Raw genomic sequence first — 21,185 nt, forward strand, 5'->3', positions numbered from 1 at the left:
TTGTCGTCAGTCTCCGGCTCGTCGTTCCCCGTCGGCCCCCTGGCGGACCGCATGGAGGACGCCGGGAAGCTTCTGGAGGAACGTATCCGCCTGCTCGTCGGAGACGATCAGCGGCGGGGCGAGCCGGATGACGTCCGGCGCGACCGCGTTCACCAGGAGGCCCGCGTCCTGAGCCGCCTGCTGCGCCTGGGGCGCGAGGGGCTCGGTCAAGACGATACCCAGGAGAAGGCCGGCACCGCGGACCTGGCCGATCAATGGGTCCCCCAGCGCCTCGATTCCGCTCCGCAGCCGCTCGCCGACCCGCTTGACATGATCGAGGATGCCGTCCGCCTCGACGGTGTCCAGCACGGCGAGCGCGCCGGCGCAGACGACCGGGTTGCCGCTGAAGGTGGAACCGTGCGAGCCGGGGGTGAGCAGGTCGGCCGCGGGCCCGAAGGCGAGGGTGGCGCCGATGGGCAGGCCGCCGCCGAGGCCCTTGGCCAGGGTGATGATGTCGGCCTCGACGCCCTGGGCCTGGGACTCCAGCCAGTGGCCGGTGCGGCCGATGCCGGTCTGGATCTCGTCGAGGACGAGCAGCGTGCCGGTGGCCGCGGTGATCTCGCGGGCGGCCCGGAGGTAGCCGGGCGGCGGGACGACGACGCCGTTCTCGCCCTGGACGGGTTCGAGGATGACGAAGGCGGTGTCGGTGGTCACGGCGGCGCGGAGGGCTTCGACGTCGCCGTACGGGACGTGGTCGACGTCTCCGGGCAGCGGGGCGAACGGGGCCTGCTTGGCAGGCTGGCCGGTCAGGGCGAGGGCGCCCATGGTGCGGCCGTGGAAGCCGCCGGCCGTGGAGACCATGTGGGTGCGCCCGGTCAGCCGGCCGATCTTGAAGGCGGCTTCGTTCGCCTCGGCACCGGAGTTGGAGAAGTAGACCCGGCCGGGGCGGCCGGCGATCGCCAGCAGCCGTTCGGCCAGGGCCACGGTGGGCTCGGCGACGAAGAAGTTGGAGACATGGCCGAGGGTGGCGACCTGGTCGGAGACGGCGCGGACCACGGCGGGGTGGGCGTGGCCGAGGGAGTTGACCGCGATGCCGCCGAGGAAGTCGAGGTACTCCTTGCCGTCGGCGTCCCACACCGTGACGCCCTCGCCGCGGACCAGCGGGACGCGCGGGGTGCCGAAGTTGTCCATCATGGTGCCCTGCCAGCGCCGGGTGAGACCCGCGTTGTCGGCCGGGCCCCGGGTGTGTGCCGCCTGGCTCATGCCGTCCCCTCGATGGTGTTCGTGTCCGGCACGACCATCGTGCCGATTCCTTCGTCGGTGAAGATCTCCAGCAGGATCGAGTGCTGGACCCGCCCGTCGATGACCCGGGCGGTGTGCACGCCGTTGCGCACGGCGTGCAGACAGCCCCGCATCTTGGGGACCATGCCGCTCGCCAGGTCGGGCAGCAGCTTCTCCAACTGGGTGGCGGTGAGGCGGGAGATCACCTCGTCGCTGTGCGGCCAGTCCTCGTAGAGGCCCTCGACGTCGGTGAGGACCATCAGCGTCTCGGCGCCGAGGGCGGCGGCCAGGGCGGCCGCGGCCGTGTCGGCGTTGACGTTGAAGACGCCGGAGGCCCCAGAGGTCCCCGAGGCAGCATCCTCCTCGTCGCTGCTGCGGGCGATGGAGGAGATGACCGGGATCCGGCCGTCGTCCAGCAGCGCCTGGACCGCACCGGGGTCGACGGCGGTGATCTCGCCGACCCGGCCGATGTCCACCCGCTCTCCGTCGACGTCGGCGAAGTACTTGGTCGCGGTCATCAGATGGGCGTCCTCGCCGGTCATGCCGACGGCGAGCGGGCCGTGTTCGTTGAGCAGCCCGACCAGCTCACGCTGGACCTGGCCGGCCAGCACCATCCGTACGACGTTCATCGCCTCGGGCGTGGTGACCCGCAGGCCACCCTTGAACTCCGACTCCAGCCCGAGCAGGTCGAGTTGGGCGCTGATCTGCGGGCCGCCGCCGTGCACGACGACGGGGCGCAGGCCGGCGTGCCGCAGGAAGACGACGTCCTGGGCGAAGGCGCGCTTGAGCTCCTCGTCGACCATGGCGTTGCCGCCGAACTTGATGACGACGGTCTTGCCGTGGTGCCGGGTCAGCCAGGGCAGCGCCTCGATGAGGGTGCGGGCCTTGGGGAGCGCGGTGTGCTTGCGGGTACTCATGCTGCGCGGACCTCGCTTCTCCCCCGCGCTTCGCGCGGGAGGTACCCCCAGGCGGGCTGTGAGCACAGCACGCACCCTTGAATGACTCGTTCGCTTCGCTCGCTCATGAGGAATAGGCGCTGTTCTCGTGGACGTAGTCGGCGGTCAGGTCGTTGGCCCAGATGACCGCGGAGTCGGCGCCCGCGGCGAGGTCGGCGGTGATGCGGACCTCCCGGTAGCGCATGTCGACCAGTTCGCGGTCCTCGCCCACCGAGCCGTTCTTGCAGACCCAGACGTCGTTGATGGCGACGTTGAGGTCATCGGGCTCGAAGGCGGCGGACGTCGTGCCGATGGCGGAGAGCACCCGGCCCCAGTTGGGGTCCTCGCCGTGGATGGCGCACTTGAGGAGGTTGTTGCGGGCGATGGAGCGGCCGACCTCGACGGCGTCGTCCTCGCTGGCGGCGTTCACGACCTCGATGCGGATGTCCTTGCTGGCGCCTTCGGCGTCGCCGATGAGCTGGCGGGCGAGGTCGTCGCAGACGGTCCGCACCGCCTCGGCGAAGGCGTCCTGGTCCGGCACCACCCCGCTGGCCCCGGAGGCGAGCAGCAGCACGGTGTCGTTGGTGGACATGCAGCCGTCGGAGTCGACCCGGTCGAAGGTGGTACGGGTCGCGGACCGCAGCGCCGCGTCCAGCCCCTCGGCCGGCACCTCGGCGTCGGTGGTCAGCACGACGAGCATGGTGGCCAGGCCCGGGGCGAGCATACCGGCGCCCTTGGCCATGCCGCCGACGGTCCAGCCTCCCTGGCTCGCCTGCGCCGTCTTGTGCACGCTGTCGGTGGTCTTGATGGCGATGGCGGCCTTCTCGCCACCGTGCTCGGTCAGTTCGGCCGCGGCCCGCTCGACGCCGGGCAGCAGCTTGTCCATCGGGAGCCGCAGGCCGATCAGGCCCGTGGAGGCGATCGCCACCTCGCCGGCGCTGTGGCCGTCGAGCACCTCGGCGGCCTTCTCGGCGGTGGCGTGGGTGTCCTGGAAGCCCAGCGGCCCCGTACAGGCGTTGGCGCCGCCGGAGTTGAGGACGACGGCGGAGACCCGGCCGCCCTTGAGGACCTGCTCCGACCAGACGACCGGGGCGGCCTTGACGCGGTTGGAGGTGAAGACACCGGCGGCGGCCAGGCGCGGCCCGTTGTTCACCACGAGGGCGAGGTCCGGGTTGCCGTTCTCCTTGATTCCGGCGGCGATGCCCGCCGCCGAAAAGCCCTGTGCTGCCGTCACGCTCACGGTGCCACTCCCGTCGTGGAAAGTCCCAGGTCCTCGGGCAGCCCGAGGGCGATGTTCATGCTCTGCACCGCGCCGCCGGCGGTTCCCTTGGTGAGGTTGTCGATGGCGCAGATCGCGATGATCCGACCGGCCGCCGCGTCCACCGTCACCTGGAGGTGCGCGGCGTTGGATCCGTGCACGGCGGCGGTCGACGGCCACTGGCCCTCCGGCAGCAGTCGGACGAACGGCTCGTCGGCCAGCGCCTTCTCGTACGCGGTCCGTACCGCGGCGGCGTCCACGCCGGGCCGGGCCTTGGCCGTGCAGGTGGCGAGGATGCCGCGGGGCATCGGGGCGAGGGTCGGCGTGAAGGAGACGCTGATGCGCTCGCCGGCCACCGCGCTGAGGTTCTGGATCATCTCGGGGGTGTGCCGGTGGCCGCCCCCGACGCCGTACGGGCTCATCGCGCCCATCACCTCGGCGCCGAGCAGGTGCGGCTTGGGGGCCTTGCCCGCGCCGGAGGTGCCGGAGGCCGCGACGATGACCGCCTCGGGCTCGGCGACCGCGGCCTGGTAGGCCGGGAACAGGGCGAGCGAGACGGCGGTGGGGTAGCAGCCGGGGACCGCGATGCGCTTGGCCCCCTGGAGTGCGGCGCGGCCACCCGGCAGCTCCGGGAGGCCGTACGGCCAGGTGCCCGCGTGGGCCGAGCCGTAGAACGCCTCCCAGTCGGCGGCGTCCCTCAGCCGGAAGTCCGCGCCGCAGTCGACGACGAGGACATCGGGGCCGAGCTGCTCGGCGACTGCCGCGGACTGGCCGTGCGGCAGGGCGAGAAAGACGACGTCGTGGCCGGCCAGCGCCTCGGCGGAGGTGGCCTGGACCTCCCGGTCGGCCAGCGGGAACAGATGCGGCTGCAGCGAACCCAGGCGCCGGCCCGCGCTGGAATGCCCGGTCACCGCGCCGATCTCGACCTCGGGGTGCGCCAGAAGCAGGCGCAGGACCTCACCCCCCGCGTACCCGCTCGCTCCGGCCACTGCTGCTCGTACCGTCATGGACCCTCCTCCTTGATGGCATGACTATACGGACAGCGGCAGTTTTATGCAATGGCGCTGGGGGTCGCCCGCGCACGACTCGACCGCCGCCCACGACCGGGCGGCGGACCACCTGCCGCGGCTCAGGCGTGCTGCGGCACCTCGTCCTTGAGCGCGGACCGGATCTGCTCGCGCAGCTCCGGGCCGTCCGCGTGACCGTGGACGGATACGGCGTGCTCACTGGCGGCGCGGACCACTTCCTCCTCCTCGCCCGCGATGACGAGGGTGCAGTTCCTCTCGCTGGGGTGATCCCGGCAGTCGACCATCTTCCGCATGACGCACCTCCTGCCTCCAGTGTCGGCTCGGCACGTCCTGGATGTCAGCACTCGCCCCGCCCTGCCCGATACGGCGAATCCCGTATGGCGCGCGGCCCTCGCCCCCTGGTGAGGTGGGGAGCGTACGAGGAGGTGAGGGCATGGCCACGTCCGCCGGTGTCGCCCCCGGTTTCGACCTGGGCACGCGACGGGCGGACGAGGAGCGGGTGACGGAGTTCCTGGAGCGGGTGATCACCGACGGCGGTGCCGCGGCGGCGGGCCTGTGCACGTCACTCGGAGAACGGCTCGGGCTGTACACGGCGATGGCCGGCGCCGGACCGCTCTCCTCCACCCGGCTCGCCACCCGCACCGGGCTCGTCGAACGCTATGTACGCGAGTGGCTGGCCGCCCAGGTGGCCGGCGAGTACGTGACGTACACGCCCGGGACCGACACCTACGAGCTGCCCGACGCGCACGCCGCCGTTCTGGCCGACCCCGGGTCGCCGCACTACGCGGCGGGCTTCTTCACCATGCTCCAGGCCCTCTACGCCACCGAGGACGCCCTGCTGGACGCCTTCCGCTCCGGCGCGGGCGTGGGGTGGGCGGACCACGACCCGGCGCTGTTCGCGGGCACCGCGAAGTTCTTCCGCCCCGGGTACACGGCCGCGCTGGTCCCCGAATGGCTGGCGGCGCTGGACGGCGTGGTGGACAAGATGGAGCGCGGCGCCCGCGTCGCGGACGTCGGGTGCGGCTTCGGCTACTCCACGATGCTGATGGCCCGGGCCTTCCCCGCATCGCGCTTCCACGGCTTCGACTTCCACCGCCCCTCCGTCCGAACCGCCCGCCGCATCGCGGCCGAGCAGGGGCTGACGGACCGGGTGCGCTTCGACGTCGCGAACGCCCAGGACTTCCCCGGCAAGAACTTCGACCTGATCACCTTCTTCGACTGCCTGCACGACACCGGCGACCCGGGCGGCGCGCTCCGCTGCGCCGAACAGGCGCTGGACGACGACGGCGTCTGCCTGATCGTGGAGCCGAACGGCTCGCCCGACGTACGGGAGAACGCCACCCCCGTCGGCCGGGCGCTGACGGCCGCCTCGGTCGCCGTCTGCCTGCCGACCGCGCTGGCCCAGCACGGTCCGCAGGCACTGGGAAATCACGCGGGAGAGGAAGCGATGCGGACCATCGCCGCCGGTGCCGGGCTGCGCCACTGGAAACTCGTGGCCGAGAACCCGGTCAACCGCGTCTATGCCGTCGGCCGCTGACAAGCGGCCGACGCCCCCGGCCGGTCTTCCCCCGGCCGGCCGGGCGGCCCCTTCCGGGGCGGGCCCCGCTTGACGGGCACCGCCCCGCCGGCCACGCTGGATTCATGAGCACGGCCGCGGAGGCCGGCCTGCGGCGGATCTTCGCCGTCGTGGACCTCCTGATCGATGCCGTCGACGAGGACGCCCTCGTTCCGGCCCTGCTTCCCCTGCTGCTCGGCGCCGTACCGGGCGACAGCATCGTGTGGACGCCTCGCGCCGGAGGGGCGCAGCGGCCGCTGACCCTCCCCGCCGACCTGCTCTCGCCCGACGAGTGGGACGCCTTCGCCCGCGGCGCGCCGGCCGATCCGCTCGTCGCCCACACCACCGTCGGCACCGGTGCCCCGCTGCGCCGCTCGAGCCTGCAGACCGACCGCGCGTACCACTCCCTGGCCGCCTGGACCGACGTCTACCGGCCGATCGGAGCCGAGCGCCAGCTCGCGATGGCGTTCCCCGGCGGCTATGCGGACGGCGAACCCCGCAGCATCTGCGTGGCCGTCAACCGCAGTGGCAGCGACTTCACCGACCACGACGTGGCCGCCGCCGCCCTGCTGCGCACCCGCCTCGCCCACGTCCTCGGCCGCCTCGCCCCTCCGGGCCCGATGCCCGTCGCCGGCCTGGTCACGCGCCGGGAATCAGCCGTCCTCGCCCTGCTCGCGGACGGGCTGACCAATCAGCAGATCGCCCGCCGGCTGGCGATCAGCCCCCGCACGGTCGACAAGCACCTGGAGCACGCCTACGCCAAGCTGCGCGTCGGCGGCCGGGTGGAGGCCGCGAACGCCTGGCTGACCAGGGGGAGTTCCGCGCCGGTGGCGTCGTAGCCGCTGGGCGTGCTCCGTACGGCGGACGGCGCCGGAGGCGGGCACGCCGCTGCTCCCCGGCGCGCGGGTGTCGCCCACGGACGCCGCAGCGCCCGGCCGCCGATGAGTTTCCACCGTCGCCCTCGTCTACCCGTCGGACACCGATTCGCGGCGCCCCGGCGCCGGGCGACAGGAGGCTTCGCCATGACCACCGAGAGCGAACGGACAGCGGACGAGGTGCGGATCCGGGAGGTGCTGGAGGACCGCGCGGCTGCCACCCGGGAACGGGACGCCGAGCGCTTCCTCGCGCACTGCGCACCGGAGGTCGTGGACTTCGGCCTCGCGCCCCCGCTCCAGTTCACCGGCCCGGAGGCGCTGGACCGGCAGGCGCTGGAATCCTGGTACGCGACCTGGGACGGGCCGATCGAGGTGACACCGACACAGGTCGACATCGCGGTCGGCGACGGGGTCGCCTTCGCCCACAGCATCGACCTGATGCGCGGGACGAAGGCGGACGGCTTCGAGGTGCGGCTGTGGAGCCGGTCGACCGTCGGTCTGCGCAGGATCGACGGCGCCTGGAGGATCACGCACACGCACCGATCGGTGCCGTTCCTGATGGACGGGTCGGGGCTGGCGGCGCTGGACCTGACGCCGTAGCGGAGCCGCTCACGTCACCCCCGGCCGCCCCGGGGACGCCGGAAGCGGGCGACGACGCCCCAGCCCACGGCGCCGGCCAGCAGCATGCCGCCGAGCACCGTGACGCCGGTGCCGACGCCGGAGCCGCCGCCGAGACCGGTGTGGGAGCCCCCCTTCGGGACGGCCTGGTCGGGTCCGGCGTCGGTTTCTGTGCCGGCTCCGGCGTCGGGGCCGGCGTCGAGGCCGGGACCGGCGTCGGCTCCTGCGTCTGCGCCTGTGCCTGTGCCCGGGACGCCTTCGGGGCCCGCGTCGGAGTGGGCTTCGGCGTCCGCGGAGACGGTCAGGGTGCCGGTGAAGGTGACACGGCCGTGCGCGCCGTCGCCGTGCCTGCCGTGGCCGTGCTCCCCGCCGGGCTCGTCGCGGCCGCGCTCGGCGGGGCCGTGGGCTACGTCGCCCTGCGCCTCGCCTTCCGCCTCCCCCTGCGTCATCGGCCCCTCGCCCTCGGCACCGCACGTGAGGGTGACGGTGTACGCGCCCGGCGCGGTGGACCGCGGGACGGTACCGGTGCCGCCGACCTTGTGGTGCAGCTCCGAGAGCTTCAGCTTGGGGATGTCCGTGCCGTCGAAGGTGACCTCGCCGCTCCCGCCGGGGCAGTTGCCGCCGTCGAAGACGGAGAAGTCACCGCCGGGTGCGACCCGGTCGGGCTGGACCACCACCGAGCGCGTGTCGTCGGCGGCGGCACCGACGGCGCCCGATCCACACAGCGCGAGCGACGCCGCCACGGCGCCGACCACCGGGGTGCGGCGAAGGAGGGGACGGTGGACGGGACGGCGGGCGGCGTGTGTGTCCATGTACCGAGCGAAACGTCCCCGCCCGCCACGCGCACGTCGGTGGGCGTACCGCTGGGCTTTCCGGGTGGTCTTTGGGGGCGTGGGCCCGTCCGCCCCGGCCCCGCTCAGGTCTCCAGCGACAGGGCCCAGTTGCCGGCGCGCCCGGTGAGGGTCGTCACCGAGAGCGGCCGGACGTCGATGCGCCAGTACGTGTGCGGCGGTGCCTGGAGCGCGTAGACCACGGCGGCGCGGACGACGCCGGGCTCGGCGACCGCCACCAGTCCGGTGCCCTCCTCGACCGGCCGGGTGTCCAGCCAGGTGCCGACGCGGGTGATGAAGGCCAGCAGCGACTCCCCGCCGTGCGGCGCCGCCCGCGGGTCGGCGAGCCAGGTGTCGACCGCCCGCGGTTCGGCCGCGGCCACCTCGGCCAGGGTGCGCCCGCGCCAGCGCCCCATGTCGCAGTCCCGCAGTGCCGGTTGGGCGAGCGGGCCGAGGCCGAGGGCCTCCCCGGTCTCGCGACAGCGTTCCGACGGCGAGCGGTAGCGCAGCTCCGCGGCGGCGAGACGGCACAGGACGGGGGCGGCGCGCTCGGCCTCGTGCCAGCCGGCGGCGTCGAGGGGGCGGTCGTCGTCGAACCGGGTCTCGAGCAGCGCGGAGCTGCGGGCGGCGGCGAGCAGCTGGAGGCGAACGCGCATTCGCCGATCGTATGGGTCGCGCCGCCCGTACGGGCGTTTCGCTCAGATGTCGACGGGGCCGGGGCCTTCAGATGTCGATGGGGCCGGGGTCCATCAGCCCCAGCGTCATCCACTCGTCCGGAGACACCAGGCTCCGGAAGCCGATCTTCTCGTAGACGCCGTGCGCGTCCTTGGTGGCGAGCGTGATCCGGGTCAGTCCGCAGGGTGCCAGGTGGTCGGCGACGGCCTCGACGAGGGCGGTGCCCAGGCCCCTGCCGCGGTCGTCGCGGCAGACGTAGACGTCACAGAGCCAGGCGAAGGTGGCGTGGTCGGTGACCACCCGGGCGTACGCGACCTGACGCCCCGAACCGGCCGCGTACAGACCGAAGTTGAGCGACGAGCCGACGGCGCGGTCGTGCCGCTCACGGGAGCGGCCGACGGCCCAGTAGGCGTCGGTGGACAGCCAGTGGTGGACCAGGTCGCCGTCGAGGCGGGCCGGGTCGGTGGAGATTTCGTAGCCGTCGAGCGGGTGAGCGTTCATGCGGGGAGGCTCGCAGAAGAGCGGGGCGGCGTCGAACTCCTTTGCGCGGCCGGACCGGCCCGCAGGTCCGGGCGGCCTCAGCCGACCGGTGTCCCCAGCTCGTCACAGGCCGTGCGCAGCCTTCGCACCCCTTCCGCCAGCTCCCCCGCCCCGGACGCGGACACGAAGCTGAGCCGCAGATGCGGGGCGGGCGGCTCGGCGGCGAAGTAGGGGCGGCCGCCCGCGACCGCGACGCCGGCGCGCAGCGCCCCGCCGGTCAGCGCCGCCTCGTCCGTGCCGTCCGGGAAGCGCAGCCACAGGTGGTAGCCGCCGTACGGAATGTGCAGACCGCCGTCCGCGAGCGCGGGCAGGTACCGGTGCAGCGCGGCGACCAGGGCGTCGCGGCGGGCCGTCAGCTCGCCGGAGATCAGCCGCAGGTGGCGGGACCAGGCGGGCGAGCCGACCAGCTCGACAGCGGTCTCCTGGAGCGGCCCGGGAACGAAGAAGCTGTCGACCACCTGGATGGCACGCAGCCGGTCGAGGACCGGGCCGCGGGCCGCCAGGGCGCCCACCCGCAGGCTGGGCGAGGTGGCCTTGGTCAGGGAGCGGACGTGGACGACGCTGCCGTCCCGGTCGTCCGCCAGCAGGGTCGGGGGAAGGGCGGGCGCGCCGTCGTGCACCAGCCGCCGGGCGAAGTCGTCCTCGACGACGAACGCCCCGGCCGCGCGGGCCACCCGCAGCACCTCGCGCCGCCGCTCCCCCGCGAGCACCGCACCCGTGGGGTTCTGGAACAGCGGCTGGCAGACGAACAGCCGCGCACCGCTGGCCCGGAAGGCGTCGGCGAGCAGATCGGTGCGGACCCCGTCCGCGTCCGTCGGTACGGGGACCGGCCGCAGACCGGAGGCGCGGGCGGCGGCCAGCATGCCCGGATAGGTCGGGGACTCGACGAGGACCGGCGCACCGGGCGCGGCGACCGCGCGCAGGGCGGTGGTCAGCGCGCTCTGGCCGCCCGCGGTGACCAGCACGTCGTTGGCGGCGAGCGCCCCGCCGGAGCCACCGATCTCCCGGGCGAACCAGGCCCGCAGTTCCGGTACGCCTTCGACCGGGGGCCGTTCCCAGGCGCCCGGCCGGCGTCCGGCGCGGGCCAGCGCCCCGGCGAGGGCGCGTTCCGGCTGGAGGTCGCGGTGCAGATAGCCGCCGTTGAGTTCGATCACGCCGGGGGCCGGCGCGGCGAGGGTGGCCAGTACACCCGAGGCGTCGACGCTGCGCGGCACCTGGTCGCCGGCCGCTTCGGCGCTCAGCGCGATCTCCTGCCAGGAGGTGTCCACGGGGCGCGGCGCCTCGGGGTGGGAGGCGGCCCGGAAGGCGCCGGCGCCGGGCCGGGTGACGACCAGGCCCTCCGCGACCAGCTCGGCGAGGGCCCGTGAGACGGTCACCGGGCTCACCCGATGCCGCTCCACCAAGGCCCGGCTCGACGGCAGCTTCTCTCCTGGAGAGTAGCGGTTCAGTCCCTCACGGAGGATCGCGGCCAGGTCAGCGACACTGCTACGCTCTTGCATGAGACACAACGATAGCGCTATCGCGTCGGGCGGGATAGCGGTCACCACCCTGGAGCGGCCGGACGCCCCCGCCCAGGCGCCGGCCCCCGCAGCCGCCCAGGCCCCGGAAGCCGCCACCCCCCGCCGCGGCAGCGCTCGTCCCGGCGCCCTGCTCGCCGGCGCGGGCGTCGCCGCGTTCTCCCTCACCTTCCCGGCCACGGCCTGGGCCCTGGAGGGCATGGGCCCGTGGACGGTGGTGATGCTGCGCAGCGTGCTGGCGACCGCACTCGCCGGCGGCTGCCTGCTCGCACTCCGCGTCCGCGCCCCCGAGCGACGCCACTGGGCGGGGATCGCGGTCGTGGCGGGCGGCGTGGTCCTCGGATTCCCGCTTCTGACCACCCTCGCCCTGCAGACCTCCACCACCTCGCACGCGGCCGTCGTGGTCGGCCTGCTGCCGCTGACCACCGCCGCCTTCTCCGCCGTACGGACCGGGGCACGGCCCTCGCGCGCCTTCTGGATCGCCTCGCTGGCCGGCGCCGCCGTCGTCATCGGCTTCGCGGTGCAGCAGAGCGGCGGGGCCCCCGGCACCGGCGATCTGTTCCTGTTCGCGGCGCTGCTGGTGTGCGCGGCCGGCTACACCGAGGGCGGCCGGCTGGCCCGCCACCTCCCCGGCTGGCAGGTGATCGGCTGGGCGCTGGTACTGGCCCTGCCGATCACCGTCGCGGGCGCCGCCCTGGCGCTGTCCACCGAGCCGCTGCGGCTGACCGCCCACACGGTCGGCGGGCTGCTGTGGCTGGCGTTCGGCTCACAGTTCCTGGGCCTGGTCGTCTGGTACCGGGGGATGGCCGCCATCGGCGTCTCCCGAGCGAGCCAGCTGCAGCTCGCCCAGCCGCTGCTGACGCTGGTGTGGTCCGTGCTGCTGCTCGGCGAGCACCTGCCGCCGGCCGCTCCGATCGCGGCGGTCGCGGTGCTGGTGTGCATCGTGGTCACCCAGCGGACCCGCGGCTGACGCACCGGAGCCGGAGTCGGGGTCGGGGTCGGGGTCGGAGCCGGAGCCGGAGCCGGAGCCGGAGCCGGAGCCGGAGCCGGAGCCGGAGCCGTCCGCCGGGTGCGGCCTCCCCCCACGGACGTAAACTTGCCGCGATGGCATGTACCGCCGTCCGGGCCACCCGGCTCGTCAGAGACACACCACTGGCCGTTCCACCGCCCGGCCGCAGCCCGGCCGTACCGGTCGCGCGGCCGCCCGAAGCGGGAGGACCCTGATGCACGCACAAAAGGGCGACCAGCTGCTGGTGCACGGCAGGACCGTCGGGCATCACGACCACGTCGTCGAGATCATCGAAGTGATGGGGACGCACGGCGACCCGCCCTACCGCGTCCGTGCCGACGACGGACACGAAGCCATCGTGTCGCCCGGCCCGGACTGCGTCGTCCGGCACGGCAGGTCCACCGACGTCACCGACCGCTAGAACGCCCACCGCCCGGGCGGGCACGGTCGACCGCTACGGCCGCGACGCGCTGCCGTAGTGGTCGCGGACGACTCGGGCCATAGCACCGGCACGGTCCCGGGCGACGTCCCTCGCCGAGAAGAAGACATGGCCGCCGACCTGCGGGTACCCGCGGGCGAGGGTGAGGTGGCGGGAGAGTTCGGCGGGGTCCTGCCAGGCGCTGTCGTGGGCCGGGTCGCCCGCCCGGTACAGCGCCTCGCCGATGTAGAGGTCCACACCGGTGCCGGAGACCGTCTCCGCCCACCACGGCACCACCTTCGCGTAGTCGGCCGCCGCGAAGCCGATGTGCCAGTACACCTGCGGGACGATGTAGTCGACCCACCCCTCCCGCACCCAGCGGCGCGTATCCGCGTACAGCTCGTCGTAGGTCTGTGCGCCGCGGGTGTCGGAGCCCGACGAGTCGGTCTCCCGGTTCCGCCAGATGGCCGACGGGCTCACGCCGAACCGCACCGGCCGCCCCACCGCGGCGACCTTCTGCTTCATCTCCCGCACCAGCCGGTCGACGTTGTCCCGCCGCCAGCTGGCACGGTCCGCGAAGCCAGCGCCGCGCTCCTCGAAGGCCGCGTCGTCGTCGAAGGTCTGACCCTCGACCGGATACGGATAGAAGTAGTCGTCGAAGTGCACCCCGTCGACGGGATAGCGGCGCACCGCGTCGAGCATCGCGTCCTGGACGAAGGCGCGGACCTCGGGCAACCCGGGGTTGTAGTAGAGCTTGCCGCCGTACGGGATGACCCACCGCGGATGCCGCCGCGCCGGGTGGCCGGGCACCAGCCGGCCGGGGTCGGCGTGGTTGGCGATCCGGTACGGGTTGAACCAGGCGTGCAGTTCGAGACCGCGCCGGTGCGCCTCCTCGACGGCGAAGCCGAGCGGGTCCCAGCCCGGGTCGCGTCCCTGCACGCCGGTCAGGCACTGCGCCCAGGGCTCGTACCGGGAGGGCCACAGGGCGTCGGCGGTGGGCCGCACCTGGAAGAACACCGTGTTGAGGCGGCGTGCGACGGCCGCGTCGAAGTGGGCCAGCAACTGGCGTCGCTGCGCGGCGGGTGACAGCCCCGGCTTGGACGGCCAGTCAAGATTGGCGACGGTGGCCAGCCACATGCCCCGCATCCCCGGCTGCCGCGCAGCGCCCGGCGCTCCCGTCGCACCGGCCGCGCCCTCGCCGAGCAGCGACGACGCCACACCCAGCGCGCCCGCCGCGAAGCCCCGTCGTGTGATCCGTCTCATGAAAACCCTCAGCCTGTCCTCTTTGTCCCATCCTGAGGGCTCAGGATGCCCGCCCCGGCGCCTTTAGCACAGCACCCCGCGGAGTAACGTCGGGGCCGAGGCGGGCGTCGGACCCTTACGGCGTACCGCCGGTCCTGAAGATCAGCGAAAGGCACGATGTGACCGACATCGAACGCGTCGGAGTGGTCGGCTGCGGCCAGATGGGCGCAGGCATCGCCGAGGTGTGCGCCCGCGCCGGGCTGGACGTCATGGTCGCCGAGACCACCGGCGAGGCCCTGGAGCTGGGCCGTACCCGGTTGACCAACTCCCTCGGCAAGGCCGCCGAACGCGGCAAGATCACTGCCGCGGAACGCGACGCGACGCTCGGCCGCCTGAACTTCACCACCGATCTGGGGGAGTTCGCCGACCGCGACCTCGTCGTCGAGGCCGTGGTGGAGAACGAGCAGGTCAAAACCGAGATCTTCCAGGTCCTCGACCAGGTGATCACGCGCCCGGACGCGATCCTGGCGTCCAACACCTCCTCCATCCCCCTGGTCAAGCTGGCGGTCGCCACCTCCCGCCCCGACCAGGTCATCGGCATCCACTTCTTCAACCCGGCGCCGGTCCAGAAGCTGGTGGAGCTCATCCCCGCCCTCACCACCGGCGAGGAGACCATCAAGCGCGCCGAGGCGCTCGTCCAGGACGTCCTGGGCAAGCGGGCCATCCGCGCCCAGGACCGCTCGGGCTTCGTCGTCAACGCGCTGCTCATCCCGTATCTGCTCTCCGCGATCCGGATGTTCGAGTCGGGCATCGCCAGCCGCGAGGACATCGACAACGGCATGGAGCTCGGCTGCGCCCACCCGATGGGCCCGCTCAAGCTCTCCGACCTGATCGGCCTGGACACCGTGGCCTCGGTCGCCTCCTCGATGTACGAGGAGTACAAGGAGCCGCTCTACGCCGCTCCCCCGCTGCTGGCCCGCATGGTCGACGCGGGGCGGCTTGGCCGCAAGTCCGGGTCGGGCTTCTACCCGTACTAGCGAGTGCGGTAGCACCGCCAAGTGGCGCTGTTCCAAGGCGAGTTCACCTGGAACAGCGCCGACGGCGGCGCTGCGGTCGGGTGGCCCTCGCGGTGCCCGCCAGGTCCTCATCATCCGCTTCCTCGCCCAGCCAACGGGGAATGCGCGGGGACCCACCTGGCGAGCGCCATCGACCGACCGGACCAACGAGGACGGCTCATTCGAGCAGGCCCCTGACCCGCGCGAGGGCACTTGGGTCGACGACGTCCGCGGCCAGAACCCCGACGACTCCGGCCGCGACGTCGACTGCCCCGACGGGACACTGGCGTTCACCGATTCGTACGCGGGCAATCCCACGGTCGCCGCCCGCCGCAGCCCGAACGAGGACGGCACCCCCGCCGACACTCCCGAGCCGGGCGGCCGCGACCGCATCGAGAACACCCTGGGCGCCGAGTTCGACGAATTTCGGCGACGGCCGCGACGCGTACACCAACCTGGAGCCCCCCTCCTCGACGAGGGCCACGGCTCACAGGCCGTGATCATCACGCAGAACGCCGACGGCCGTGCCCACGCCTGCAACCAGTACGCGTCTTGGGAGGATGAGAAGTGAGTGTCGACACGATTCACCTCTGGCACGGAATGCAGCGCAATCTCGAGAACGCCGGCTTCTCGGTGAACGACATCTACAGGGAGTCCGACGCCGCGGTCAGGGTTCGGCTCGTGACCTTCGCCACCGAGGAGCAGACTCACATCCTCCGCATGGGTGAGACCTTCCCCGTGGGCGACGAGACGTGGCAGCTCGCCGACTTGACGGGGTGGCCGAGCGAGGACGACTGGAACGTGGTGCTGCACCGAGTCGCGGCTGCCCCGGCCTGAGACCGCCACCGCCCAAATCGGTAGGTGACACCTGCCTGCCCGGGTCATGCGGCAGCAAGAGCCCGGGCCATTCGCACGCGGCCACGCGTAGGGTCGAGGAGCCATCGCGCAACGAGGAGGACCATGCCCGAGCCAACCACCGACGCCCCGGGAATCCCCGAGGAAGAGGTCGCCGCTCGCGTCGGCGCATGGTGGCGTGAGGGCGGGCGCGGCGACCAAGTGGCCTTTCTTGCCCTTGCGGACGGCCACGACCCCTCGGCCATCATGCGGGAGACGCACGAGCACGTGCCCGGCAGTGTTGTCGTCGACGCCACCGGTCTCACCGCCGATCAGGTCATGCAGCAGGCCCTCACGGCGCTCGGAGTCGATCTGTCACCGGACAAGCGGGAGGACTGGCGGTTCGCGCTCGGCGCGTGGCCCGAGGAGCGGTTGCTACTGGTCGTCAATGCCCACCGTGCCGGGCCGACACGGCGGTCGTACGAGGCCGAGCAGTTGGTGACCCGGACTCTTCGGTGGTTGGCGCGTGGCAAGTTGGCCGTGATGGTCCATGTGGTTCCCCGGTTGCTGCCTACGAGGGCCGATCCCAAGGCGGTGTTCCGGGTTTCCGCACCCGCCACCGAGCCGTCGGTGGCGCCGGACTCGGTCGCCCTGCGGGCCTTGGCCATTGCCGAGCCCCGCCTCGTGCCTCTCCCCGTCTGGGCCCAACTCGTCACCGCGCTGACCGGTGAAGCGGCACCCAAGGACGAACTCACCGAATTCGCGGGGGAAGAGCCCGGAATTCTTCGGCTCGGGCCGCTCGGGGTTTCCTTTGTCGACGAGGGCCTGGCCGAGACCTTGCGCCGGGAAATCGGATCTACCGAACTCCGCCGTGTCAATAGGCATTTGGTTACTTGGCTGATGCGCTCGGCACCGGATATGCGCCACCCCGATGGGTGGGCCGAGCGTGGTGCCGTCGGCCTGTACGCGGCCACTGGGCTCGTCATGCACGCCGTACAGGCGGGAACGTACGGCGAAGTCCTTCGGGACGGAAGCGTCATCGCCAATCTGCCGCAAACGGCACTCATGGACGCGGCACGCAGCATCACCTACCTCATCCCCGGAAACACGGCCGCCGCCGACGCCATTCATCTGTGGGGCTGGGGAGTGATACCGCGGCATCAGACCGAGTGGGCTTCGTGGCTGCACTTGATGGCTCTTTCGCGCGACGATCTCGAGGTCGCGTCAGCGATCGCCTCCTCTGGGGTGGCACTGCCCTGGCGGGCCAAGTGGGCACGGTGGCGGCCGCCGGGTGGCTATCACACGGGCTTTCTGCAGGCCGGGAGATTCGCTGCCCTGACGGAGGTGCGCTGGCAGGGTCGACCCGCCATCGCCGGTCTGCAGCAGCGGACGGTGCTCGAGGAACAGGAGCTGTACGTCTCGATCTGGGACGCGGAGACGGGAGACCGTGTCACGGACCCTTGGGAACACGACGAGATTCCGCAGGAGCATCGCGCGGACCTCACCTGGCCCGCGTCACCCGGGAGCGACGCCGCCGCGCCCGCACGCGTGCGAGATCTGTTCGCTGCGTCGTCCCCCCGACGCGACCAGCGCGCTTTCATGCTCCCCTGTGTGCCGCTGACCGTGGGTGAAGTCGTCGTCTTCGCAGGCGACTTGGGGCTGATCGCCATCAGTCCCGCGGACGGCGTGGACATCTCCGGCTCGGGCGCCCGGCTGCGCCCCCTGAGCGGGGACTACACGGACGCGGGCCCGTGCAGTCCGATCAACGCGCCAGCACCGAGTCACGAGGACGTCATCCCCCTCTTCGGCGAGAACCTGCTCTGCCCCATCCCGGACGAGGACCTTCCGGATCGACTCACCCATGCGGCGACGCGCGAACTGCTCCTCGATTTCGGTCTGCCCTACGTGAACGAAGGGGCCATGGGGATCTTCCCGTACGGCGGCTGGGGCATGGGAACTCTGGACGAACTTCCCTCCTGGCCCGAGGGAATCGAGCCCGTCCCCGAATGCGGGCCCTTCTTCCAGATCGGCAAGTGGATGGGCGGCAGGCTCGTCGTCGACGGGCCCACCGGACACGTCCTGCGGGTTCCCACGGAGCCGGGCCAGGGGCACCTCGCCGGCCTTCCCATCGCGCACAGCCTCGAAGATTTCCTCACCATGGTCGCGCTGTTCGTCACCGGGTGGCGTACGCGGGACATTGCGCTCCCGGCCAGTTCCGAGCGCGAGCAGGTCGCCTATTGGGTCCTGGGAGCGCTGACCGAAGTCGACGAGGCGGGCGGTGAGCAGCCCGCCTGGTCGTACGTACTCCACAACACGTGAAGGCGACCACAAAGTTGTTGGACTTCCCCGGGAAGTGCTGTTCGCCTCACCCGCGACATCGGAGAGTCCGTCGACGGGCCTGTCACCGCCCGAATGGCGTGATGGCGTCTTCGGGTACTTCGGGCGGCATCAGATCTCCCTCGCTGACGGTGTACGTCAGCGAGGGGTAGACGAAGTCCGTCTCTGTGTTCTCGCGGCGCCGCATTCGGAAGAAGTCGCGCCTCTGCTCATCGTCGGCCGACGTGAGCCGCGCGCCCTGTGGCAGGTACGGGAGTCCGTCGCTGAACCGGATGAAGGTCTTCGCGGTGCGAAACGTCACGCCCAACCACTGGTTGTCCGCCGCCTGGTCGGGCGCGTCCAACACGATCCTGTGCCTCAGTCGTCGATTCGAAGCGACAGAAAAGGCGACGATGCCGTGGTGGTCGAGAGGGATCTCAAGCTTCTCGTCACCGGGCTGCTTCGTTTCGAAGATCAGCTTCCTCGGCGATCCGGATTCGGGATACCGGTAGCAGGAGAAGACAGCGATGAACGATTCGTCGGCCAGATCAAGGGCCTGGTCGGAATGGCCGCCCATCTTGGTGTATGCGTTCGTGTAGCGCTCGATGAGAGCGTTGTTGAAGCCGACCGGAAGTTCCGCACATTCCTGTATCTGTTGCGCCAGCCGTTCGTGTACTGCTCGGAAATGCTGCGTCGGGCTGCCGTATTGAGTGGTGGTGCGTACGAGAGGCACACCACCGGCCTCGTCGACCTTCGTGATTGCGGCGCCCTGTCTGCCTTTCCCCACGTCTTCCCAGCGCACCGACGCGGACAGTTCCACGAAGAGGTTTTCTTCAGCCGGCAGAGTGCAAGAGAGGATCTCGTCCAGAATCCTAGGCTCGGGGGGCAACGTAGTCTCCCGTGTTCATACTGAAGAGGAATGCGTCGCCGTAGTCGATGAAGGACGAGGTCCTGTTCTCCGCGGCGTACAGCCTGCGCAGCGCGTCCATGCCGGCCTCTGTGGGAGGCTCCAGTGGCACCCGGCCACCTGCCCCTGTTCCTCCCGCCACCTTGAGGAAAGTGTGGCCGTCCTCATGCACGGCTTCGGCGCTCGAACAGCGGACCACGTATCCCAGTCGGGTCGGGAGCAGTTCGGCATCCAACGCCGACGGCCGGATTTCGTGCGTATAGAGGCGGTTGGTAGACAGCGGCATGAAGAAGACAGAGCCGGGATAGAGCGTCACGGTGAATTGCGCGGGGAACGAGAGGTCGTCGAGTTCCTCGGTCGGATCCTTGAGGCGAAAGTGGAGCCGGGTCAGACCGCTGGCACCCTTCACCCCGAAGTCGAAGGGGTCTTCATTCAGCGGCTGCAGGTCATCGAGCCGGTCGTAGAACGTGCAGAAGGCCATGATGCCGTTGACGGACATGTCCTTGGTCTTGTCGGCATGCGCCGAGATCCGGGCCTTGGACTGCTTGCGCTCCGCCGTGGCAAGGGTGTTGTGGTAGATCTGGGCCAGGACGTGATTGAGTGGTGCCTGGTCCCGGAAGACAGTGGTGGCCTCGCGATTGAGATCCTCGACGATACGTGTATCGGTGGGCCGGAAGTTCTCGGTGGGCCCAGAGAGATTCGTGGAGCATCGGAGCAGGCGGAAATGCAGTGCGTCTCCGTCTCGTGTGACGGGCGTCAGATAGATTCCGCTGCGATGGGCCGTTCCCGGCTTGGTGGACTCCGTCAAGGACTGGAACGCATGCTCCGCACGGATGCGGTCGAACTCACCGGAGCCCAGTCCGAAGAAGCGTCGGTAGTACACACCGACGCCGTGTACGCGGAGGGGGACTCGGCCGAGGTCGACGAGGGGCCATGGCGCACCGACGCCCTCGGGGTAGCCGTGGGAAACCTCCCGGATGACGAACACGCGGGCAGCGGTCTGCAGTCGACGGTCGCTGACCCCGGATATGTCGCCGCACAAATAGACAGTCTTCCGTGCGAGGTGGGGCGGAGCGGAGGCCAGGCCCTCGGGCGTGATGGTGGTCCCGAAGAAGGCCCTGACCCATTCCTGGTCCTGCATCGCCGACGGCGCGACCAAGATGCTGCTCGAATCGTCAACGCGGGCTTCTACGAACTCTGTTGTGCCCATTCAATGGCCCCTGCCGTCCACGCTTGCGAATAGTCCCCCGGCGAGGAGAGCGAGGTGGCCGGTTCCGTACCCGAAGGGCGAGAAGGAAACCACCCCATGGCCTCCCTGTTCCGAGGCGGACTGGCGCCCCTCGCGAGGAGGGTCCTGAGAAGGTAGCCGGTTCCTGTCCTCGGCACACGAAACGCTAGCAGTCCGACCGGGACCACGTCGTAGCGGCGGGTGCACGAGGACGTACCGGGGAGTGTTCTTGTCGACGTCGCGGGACTCACCGCCGAGCACGACGTGCCCACTCCCGACGTACCGGCCGCCCTGCGCGCTCTCGCCTCGTGGAGCCGCCACAGTGCCCGTGCCCGTGGGGCGCAGCTTGTCGCCGCCCTGACCGGCGAGACCATGACTCCGGACGAACTCACCGAGCCGGCCCGGGAGCATTCGGGCCTTCTACTGGTGGGTCCGCTCGGAGTCTCCCTTGCCTCTACCAGCACTGGGGCGCCCTGGGCACATGAGGGCCGTTCGCCCGCCGCTCGGGGGAAGGAACCGGCGGGCGAACACCGGGCCGGCAGGCGCCCTTCCGCCGGCTTCGGCCCCCGTGATTCCTCAGTCAACCCCGGTACGGGCGGGGGCGGGAGCGTGTGAAACGCCACGCCCGTCGCGTGCGGTGCACACCCCGTGCGAATCGCCCGCACGCCTTCACCCACCGTCACTTCACACGGGGTGTGTTGCGGTGACCCGTAGAGCCCCACCGCACACGCTCCCGCCTTTTGCCGCAGCGCAGTTGACTGAAGGGCGTACGGACGACGACGTCCCCGGCACAAGGAATGAGGATGCGCACCGTGACCGCCCACCCTGAAACCGACCTGGTGACCGCTGACTTAGCGGAGCTGCGGCGCTGCCTCGATGTGCGCACCGCACGGGTCGACGGACAACTGGCCCTGCTCTCCCAGCGCGCCGAGCAGCACGCGCGTGACGCGGACGAACTGCAGGCCCGCGTCACGCGGTTGGAGAGCACCCGCTGGCCACTGCCCTCCCTCGCCGCGCTCACGGGGCTCGCGGCACTGGTGGTCGCCGTGTGGCAGGCGGCCGGGCGGTGAGCGTACCGGGCAGGG

22 protein-coding genes are annotated in these 21,185 nt (G+C 71.7%); 10 read left to right on the forward strand and 12 right to left on the reverse strand.

Translation table 11 applies throughout. The annotated features are described in order from the left end of the window. Positions 1 to 6: 6 nt before the first annotated feature. From ACGFML_RS07880 to ACGFML_RS07900, 5 genes are all read right to left on the reverse strand, one after another. Positions 7 to 1,242, reverse strand: a complete 1,236-nt coding sequence (locus ACGFML_RS07880; protein WP_393541155.1) for an acetylornithine transaminase — start codon at positions 1,240 to 1,242, stop codon at positions 7 to 9. After that, positions 1,239 to 2,177 (reverse strand): acetylglutamate kinase, encoded by a 939-nt coding sequence (gene argB, locus ACGFML_RS07885; protein ID WP_393541157.1) that lies wholly within the window; start codon positions 2,175 to 2,177, stop codon positions 1,239 to 1,241. Before argB ends, ACGFML_RS07880 begins: the two co-directional genes overlap by 4 nt. Positions 2,178 to 2,280: 103 nt before the next feature. Continuing rightward, complete coding sequence (gene argJ / locus ACGFML_RS07890; RefSeq protein ID WP_393541159.1) at positions 2,281 to 3,435, reverse strand: bifunctional glutamate N-acetyltransferase/amino-acid acetyltransferase ArgJ; 1,155 nt, start codon at positions 3,433 to 3,435, stop codon at positions 2,281 to 2,283. Beyond that, positions 3,432 to 4,460: an N-acetyl-gamma-glutamyl-phosphate reductase gene (gene argC, locus ACGFML_RS07895; protein ID WP_393541161.1), complete on the reverse strand. Its 1,029-nt coding sequence runs from the start codon at positions 4,458 to 4,460 to the stop codon at positions 3,432 to 3,434. Before argC ends, argJ begins: the two co-directional genes overlap by 4 nt. A gap of 122 nt (positions 4,461 to 4,582) precedes the next feature. Continuing rightward, positions 4,583 to 4,774 (reverse strand): DUF1059 domain-containing protein, encoded by a 192-nt coding sequence (locus ACGFML_RS07900; RefSeq protein ID WP_393541163.1) that lies wholly within the window; start codon positions 4,772 to 4,774, stop codon positions 4,583 to 4,585. 140 nt (positions 4,775 to 4,914) lie between these two features. Between ACGFML_RS07900 and ACGFML_RS07905 the strand changes: the two genes are divergently transcribed. From ACGFML_RS07905 to ACGFML_RS07915, 3 genes are all read left to right on the forward strand, one after another. Then, positions 4,915 to 6,018: a class I SAM-dependent methyltransferase gene (locus ACGFML_RS07905; RefSeq protein ID WP_393541165.1), complete on the forward strand. Its 1,104-nt coding sequence runs from the start codon at positions 4,915 to 4,917 to the stop codon at positions 6,016 to 6,018. 104 nt (positions 6,019 to 6,122) lie between these two features. Continuing rightward, complete coding sequence (locus ACGFML_RS07910) at positions 6,123 to 6,875, forward strand: LuxR C-terminal-related transcriptional regulator (protein ID WP_393541167.1); 753 nt, start codon at positions 6,123 to 6,125, stop codon at positions 6,873 to 6,875. Positions 6,876 to 7,058: 183 nt separating this feature from the next. After that, a complete protein-coding gene (locus ACGFML_RS07915) occupies positions 7,059 to 7,511 on the forward strand; it encodes a YybH family protein (protein WP_393541169.1) in 453 nt (150 codons plus the stop codon). A 14-nt stretch (positions 7,512 to 7,525) separates the two neighbouring features. Here the strand turns inward: ACGFML_RS07915 and ACGFML_RS07920 are convergent, their stop codons facing one another. The 4 genes from ACGFML_RS07920 to ACGFML_RS07935 form a co-directional block, all read right to left on the reverse strand. Continuing rightward, entirely contained in the window at positions 7,526 to 8,341 is an 816-nt protein-coding gene (locus ACGFML_RS07920) for a hypothetical protein (RefSeq protein ID WP_393541171.1), read from the reverse strand. A gap of 104 nt (positions 8,342 to 8,445) precedes the next feature. Continuing rightward, a complete protein-coding gene (locus ACGFML_RS07925) occupies positions 8,446 to 9,015 on the reverse strand; it encodes a histidine phosphatase family protein (RefSeq protein WP_393541173.1) in 570 nt (189 codons plus the stop codon). Between the two features lie 67 nt (positions 9,016 to 9,082). Next, a complete protein-coding gene (locus ACGFML_RS07930) occupies positions 9,083 to 9,535 on the reverse strand; it encodes a GNAT family N-acetyltransferase (RefSeq protein WP_393541175.1) in 453 nt (150 codons plus the stop codon). 77 nt (positions 9,536 to 9,612) lie between these two features. Continuing rightward, the gene (locus ACGFML_RS07935) at positions 9,613 to 11,073 is read right to left on the reverse strand and encodes a PLP-dependent aminotransferase family protein (RefSeq protein ID WP_393541177.1); all 1,461 of its coding nucleotides are present in this window, start codon (positions 11,071 to 11,073) and stop codon (positions 9,613 to 9,615) included. Here ACGFML_RS07935 and ACGFML_RS07940 point away from each other — a divergent pair. Both ACGFML_RS07940 and ACGFML_RS07945 read left to right on the forward strand, forming a co-directional pair. Next, positions 11,072 to 12,061 carry a DMT family transporter gene (locus tag ACGFML_RS07940; protein ID WP_393541179.1) on the forward strand — a complete coding sequence of 330 codons (990 nt, stop codon included), beginning with the start codon at positions 11,072 to 11,074 and terminating at the stop codon, positions 12,059 to 12,061. The two genes, ACGFML_RS07935 and ACGFML_RS07940, sit on opposite strands and share 2 nt — an antisense overlap. Positions 12,062 to 12,314: 253 nt before the next feature. Then, positions 12,315 to 12,521, forward strand: coding sequence for a DUF1918 domain-containing protein (locus ACGFML_RS07945; RefSeq protein ID WP_393541181.1), 207 nt, complete (start codon positions 12,315 to 12,317; stop codon positions 12,519 to 12,521). 33 nt (positions 12,522 to 12,554) lie between these two features. Here ACGFML_RS07945 and ACGFML_RS07950 read toward each other — a convergent pair whose 3' ends face one another. Further along, the gene (locus tag ACGFML_RS07950; protein ID WP_393541183.1) at positions 12,555 to 13,781 is read right to left on the reverse strand and encodes a glycoside hydrolase family 10 protein; all 1,227 of its coding nucleotides are present in this window, start codon (positions 13,779 to 13,781) and stop codon (positions 12,555 to 12,557) included. A 158-nt stretch (positions 13,782 to 13,939) separates the two neighbouring features. Between ACGFML_RS07950 and ACGFML_RS07955 the strand changes: the two genes are divergently transcribed. The 4 genes from ACGFML_RS07955 (at position 13,940) to ACGFML_RS07970 (ending at position 17,968) form a co-directional block, all read left to right on the forward strand. Beyond that, on the forward strand, positions 13,940 to 14,797 hold the full coding sequence (locus tag ACGFML_RS07955; protein WP_393541185.1) for a 3-hydroxybutyryl-CoA dehydrogenase: 858 nt from the start codon (positions 13,940 to 13,942) through the stop codon (positions 14,795 to 14,797). Next, positions 14,760 to 15,386: a toxin glutamine deamidase domain-containing protein gene (locus ACGFML_RS07960; RefSeq protein WP_393541187.1), complete on the forward strand. Its 627-nt coding sequence runs from the start codon at positions 14,760 to 14,762 to the stop codon at positions 15,384 to 15,386. The genes ACGFML_RS07955 and ACGFML_RS07960 overlap by 38 nt, the downstream gene beginning before the upstream one ends. Continuing rightward, complete coding sequence (locus tag ACGFML_RS07965; RefSeq protein ID WP_393541189.1) at positions 15,383 to 15,652, forward strand: DUF6406 domain-containing protein; 270 nt, start codon at positions 15,383 to 15,385, stop codon at positions 15,650 to 15,652. The genes ACGFML_RS07960 and ACGFML_RS07965 overlap by 4 nt, the downstream gene beginning before the upstream one ends. Positions 15,653 to 15,775: 123 nt before the next feature. Beyond that, positions 15,776 to 17,968, forward strand: a complete 2,193-nt coding sequence (locus ACGFML_RS07970) for an SUKH-4 family immunity protein (RefSeq protein ID WP_393541191.1) — start codon at positions 15,776 to 15,778, stop codon at positions 17,966 to 17,968. 82 nt (positions 17,969 to 18,050) lie between these two features. Here ACGFML_RS07970 and ACGFML_RS07975 read toward each other — a convergent pair whose 3' ends face one another. Together ACGFML_RS07975 and ACGFML_RS07980 are read right to left on the reverse strand one after the other, a co-directional pair. Then, on the reverse strand, positions 18,051 to 18,854 hold the full coding sequence (locus tag ACGFML_RS07975; RefSeq protein ID WP_393541192.1) for a hypothetical protein: 804 nt from the start codon (positions 18,852 to 18,854) through the stop codon (positions 18,051 to 18,053). Next, positions 18,838 to 20,082 (reverse strand): hypothetical protein, encoded by a 1,245-nt coding sequence (locus tag ACGFML_RS07980; RefSeq protein ID WP_393541194.1) that lies wholly within the window; start codon positions 20,080 to 20,082, stop codon positions 18,838 to 18,840. Before ACGFML_RS07980 ends, ACGFML_RS07975 begins: the two co-directional genes overlap by 17 nt. 830 nt (positions 20,083 to 20,912) lie before the next feature. Here ACGFML_RS07980 and ACGFML_RS07985 point away from each other — a divergent pair. After that, positions 20,913 to 21,170, forward strand: a complete 258-nt coding sequence (locus ACGFML_RS07985; RefSeq protein ID WP_393541674.1) for a hypothetical protein — start codon at positions 20,913 to 20,915, stop codon at positions 21,168 to 21,170. The last annotated feature ends 15 nt before the right edge of the window (positions 21,171 to 21,185 follow it).

It is taken from the genome of Streptomyces sp. NPDC048650, from assembly GCF_043199095.1.
In the GTDB taxonomy this organism is placed as follows: domain Bacteria; phylum Actinomycetota; class Actinomycetes; order Streptomycetales; family Streptomycetaceae; genus Streptomyces.

Excerpts from the sequence above, each read along its gene's own strand:
- ACGFML_RS07935 (WP_393541177.1), bottom strand. The coding sequence starts at position 11,073 with ATGCAAGAGCGTAGCAGTGTCGCTGACCTGGCCGCGATCCTCCGTGAG.
- ACGFML_RS07950 (WP_393541183.1), bottom strand. The coding sequence starts at position 13,781 with ATGAGACGGATCACACGACGGGGCTTCGCGGCGGGCGCGCTGGGTGTG.
- argC (WP_393541161.1), bottom strand. The coding sequence starts at position 4,460 with ATGACGGTACGAGCAGCAGTGGCCGGAGCGAGCGGGTACGCGGGGGGT.
- ACGFML_RS07925 (WP_393541173.1), bottom strand. The coding sequence starts at position 9,015 with ATGCGCGTTCGCCTCCAGCTGCTCGCCGCCGCCCGCAGCTCCGCGCTG.
- ACGFML_RS07945 (WP_393541181.1), top strand. The coding sequence starts at position 12,315 with ATGCACGCACAAAAGGGCGACCAGCTGCTGGTGCACGGCAGGACCGTC.
- ACGFML_RS07880 (WP_393541155.1), bottom strand. The coding sequence starts at position 1,242 with ATGAGCCAGGCGGCACACACCCGGGGCCCGGCCGACAACGCGGGTCTC.
- ACGFML_RS07920 (WP_393541171.1), bottom strand. The coding sequence starts at position 8,341 with ATGGACACACACGCCGCCCGCCGTCCCGTCCACCGTCCCCTCCTTCGC.
- ACGFML_RS07930 (WP_393541175.1), bottom strand. The coding sequence starts at position 9,535 with ATGAACGCTCACCCGCTCGACGGCTACGAAATCTCCACCGACCCGGCC.
- ACGFML_RS07980 (WP_393541194.1), bottom strand. The coding sequence starts at position 20,082 with ATGGGCACAACAGAGTTCGTAGAAGCCCGCGTTGACGATTCGAGCAGC.
- ACGFML_RS07940 (WP_393541179.1), top strand. The coding sequence starts at position 11,072 with ATGAGACACAACGATAGCGCTATCGCGTCGGGCGGGATAGCGGTCACC.
- ACGFML_RS07970 (WP_393541191.1), top strand. The coding sequence starts at position 15,776 with ATGCCCGAGCCAACCACCGACGCCCCGGGAATCCCCGAGGAAGAGGTC.
- ACGFML_RS07900 (WP_393541163.1), bottom strand. The coding sequence starts at position 4,774 with ATGCGGAAGATGGTCGACTGCCGGGATCACCCCAGCGAGAGGAACTGC.
- ACGFML_RS07915 (WP_393541169.1), top strand. The coding sequence starts at position 7,059 with ATGACCACCGAGAGCGAACGGACAGCGGACGAGGTGCGGATCCGGGAG.
- argB (WP_393541157.1), bottom strand. The coding sequence starts at position 2,177 with ATGAGTACCCGCAAGCACACCGCGCTCCCCAAGGCCCGCACCCTCATC.
- ACGFML_RS07910 (WP_393541167.1), top strand. The coding sequence starts at position 6,123 with ATGAGCACGGCCGCGGAGGCCGGCCTGCGGCGGATCTTCGCCGTCGTG.
- ACGFML_RS07905 (WP_393541165.1), top strand. The coding sequence starts at position 4,915 with ATGGCCACGTCCGCCGGTGTCGCCCCCGGTTTCGACCTGGGCACGCGA.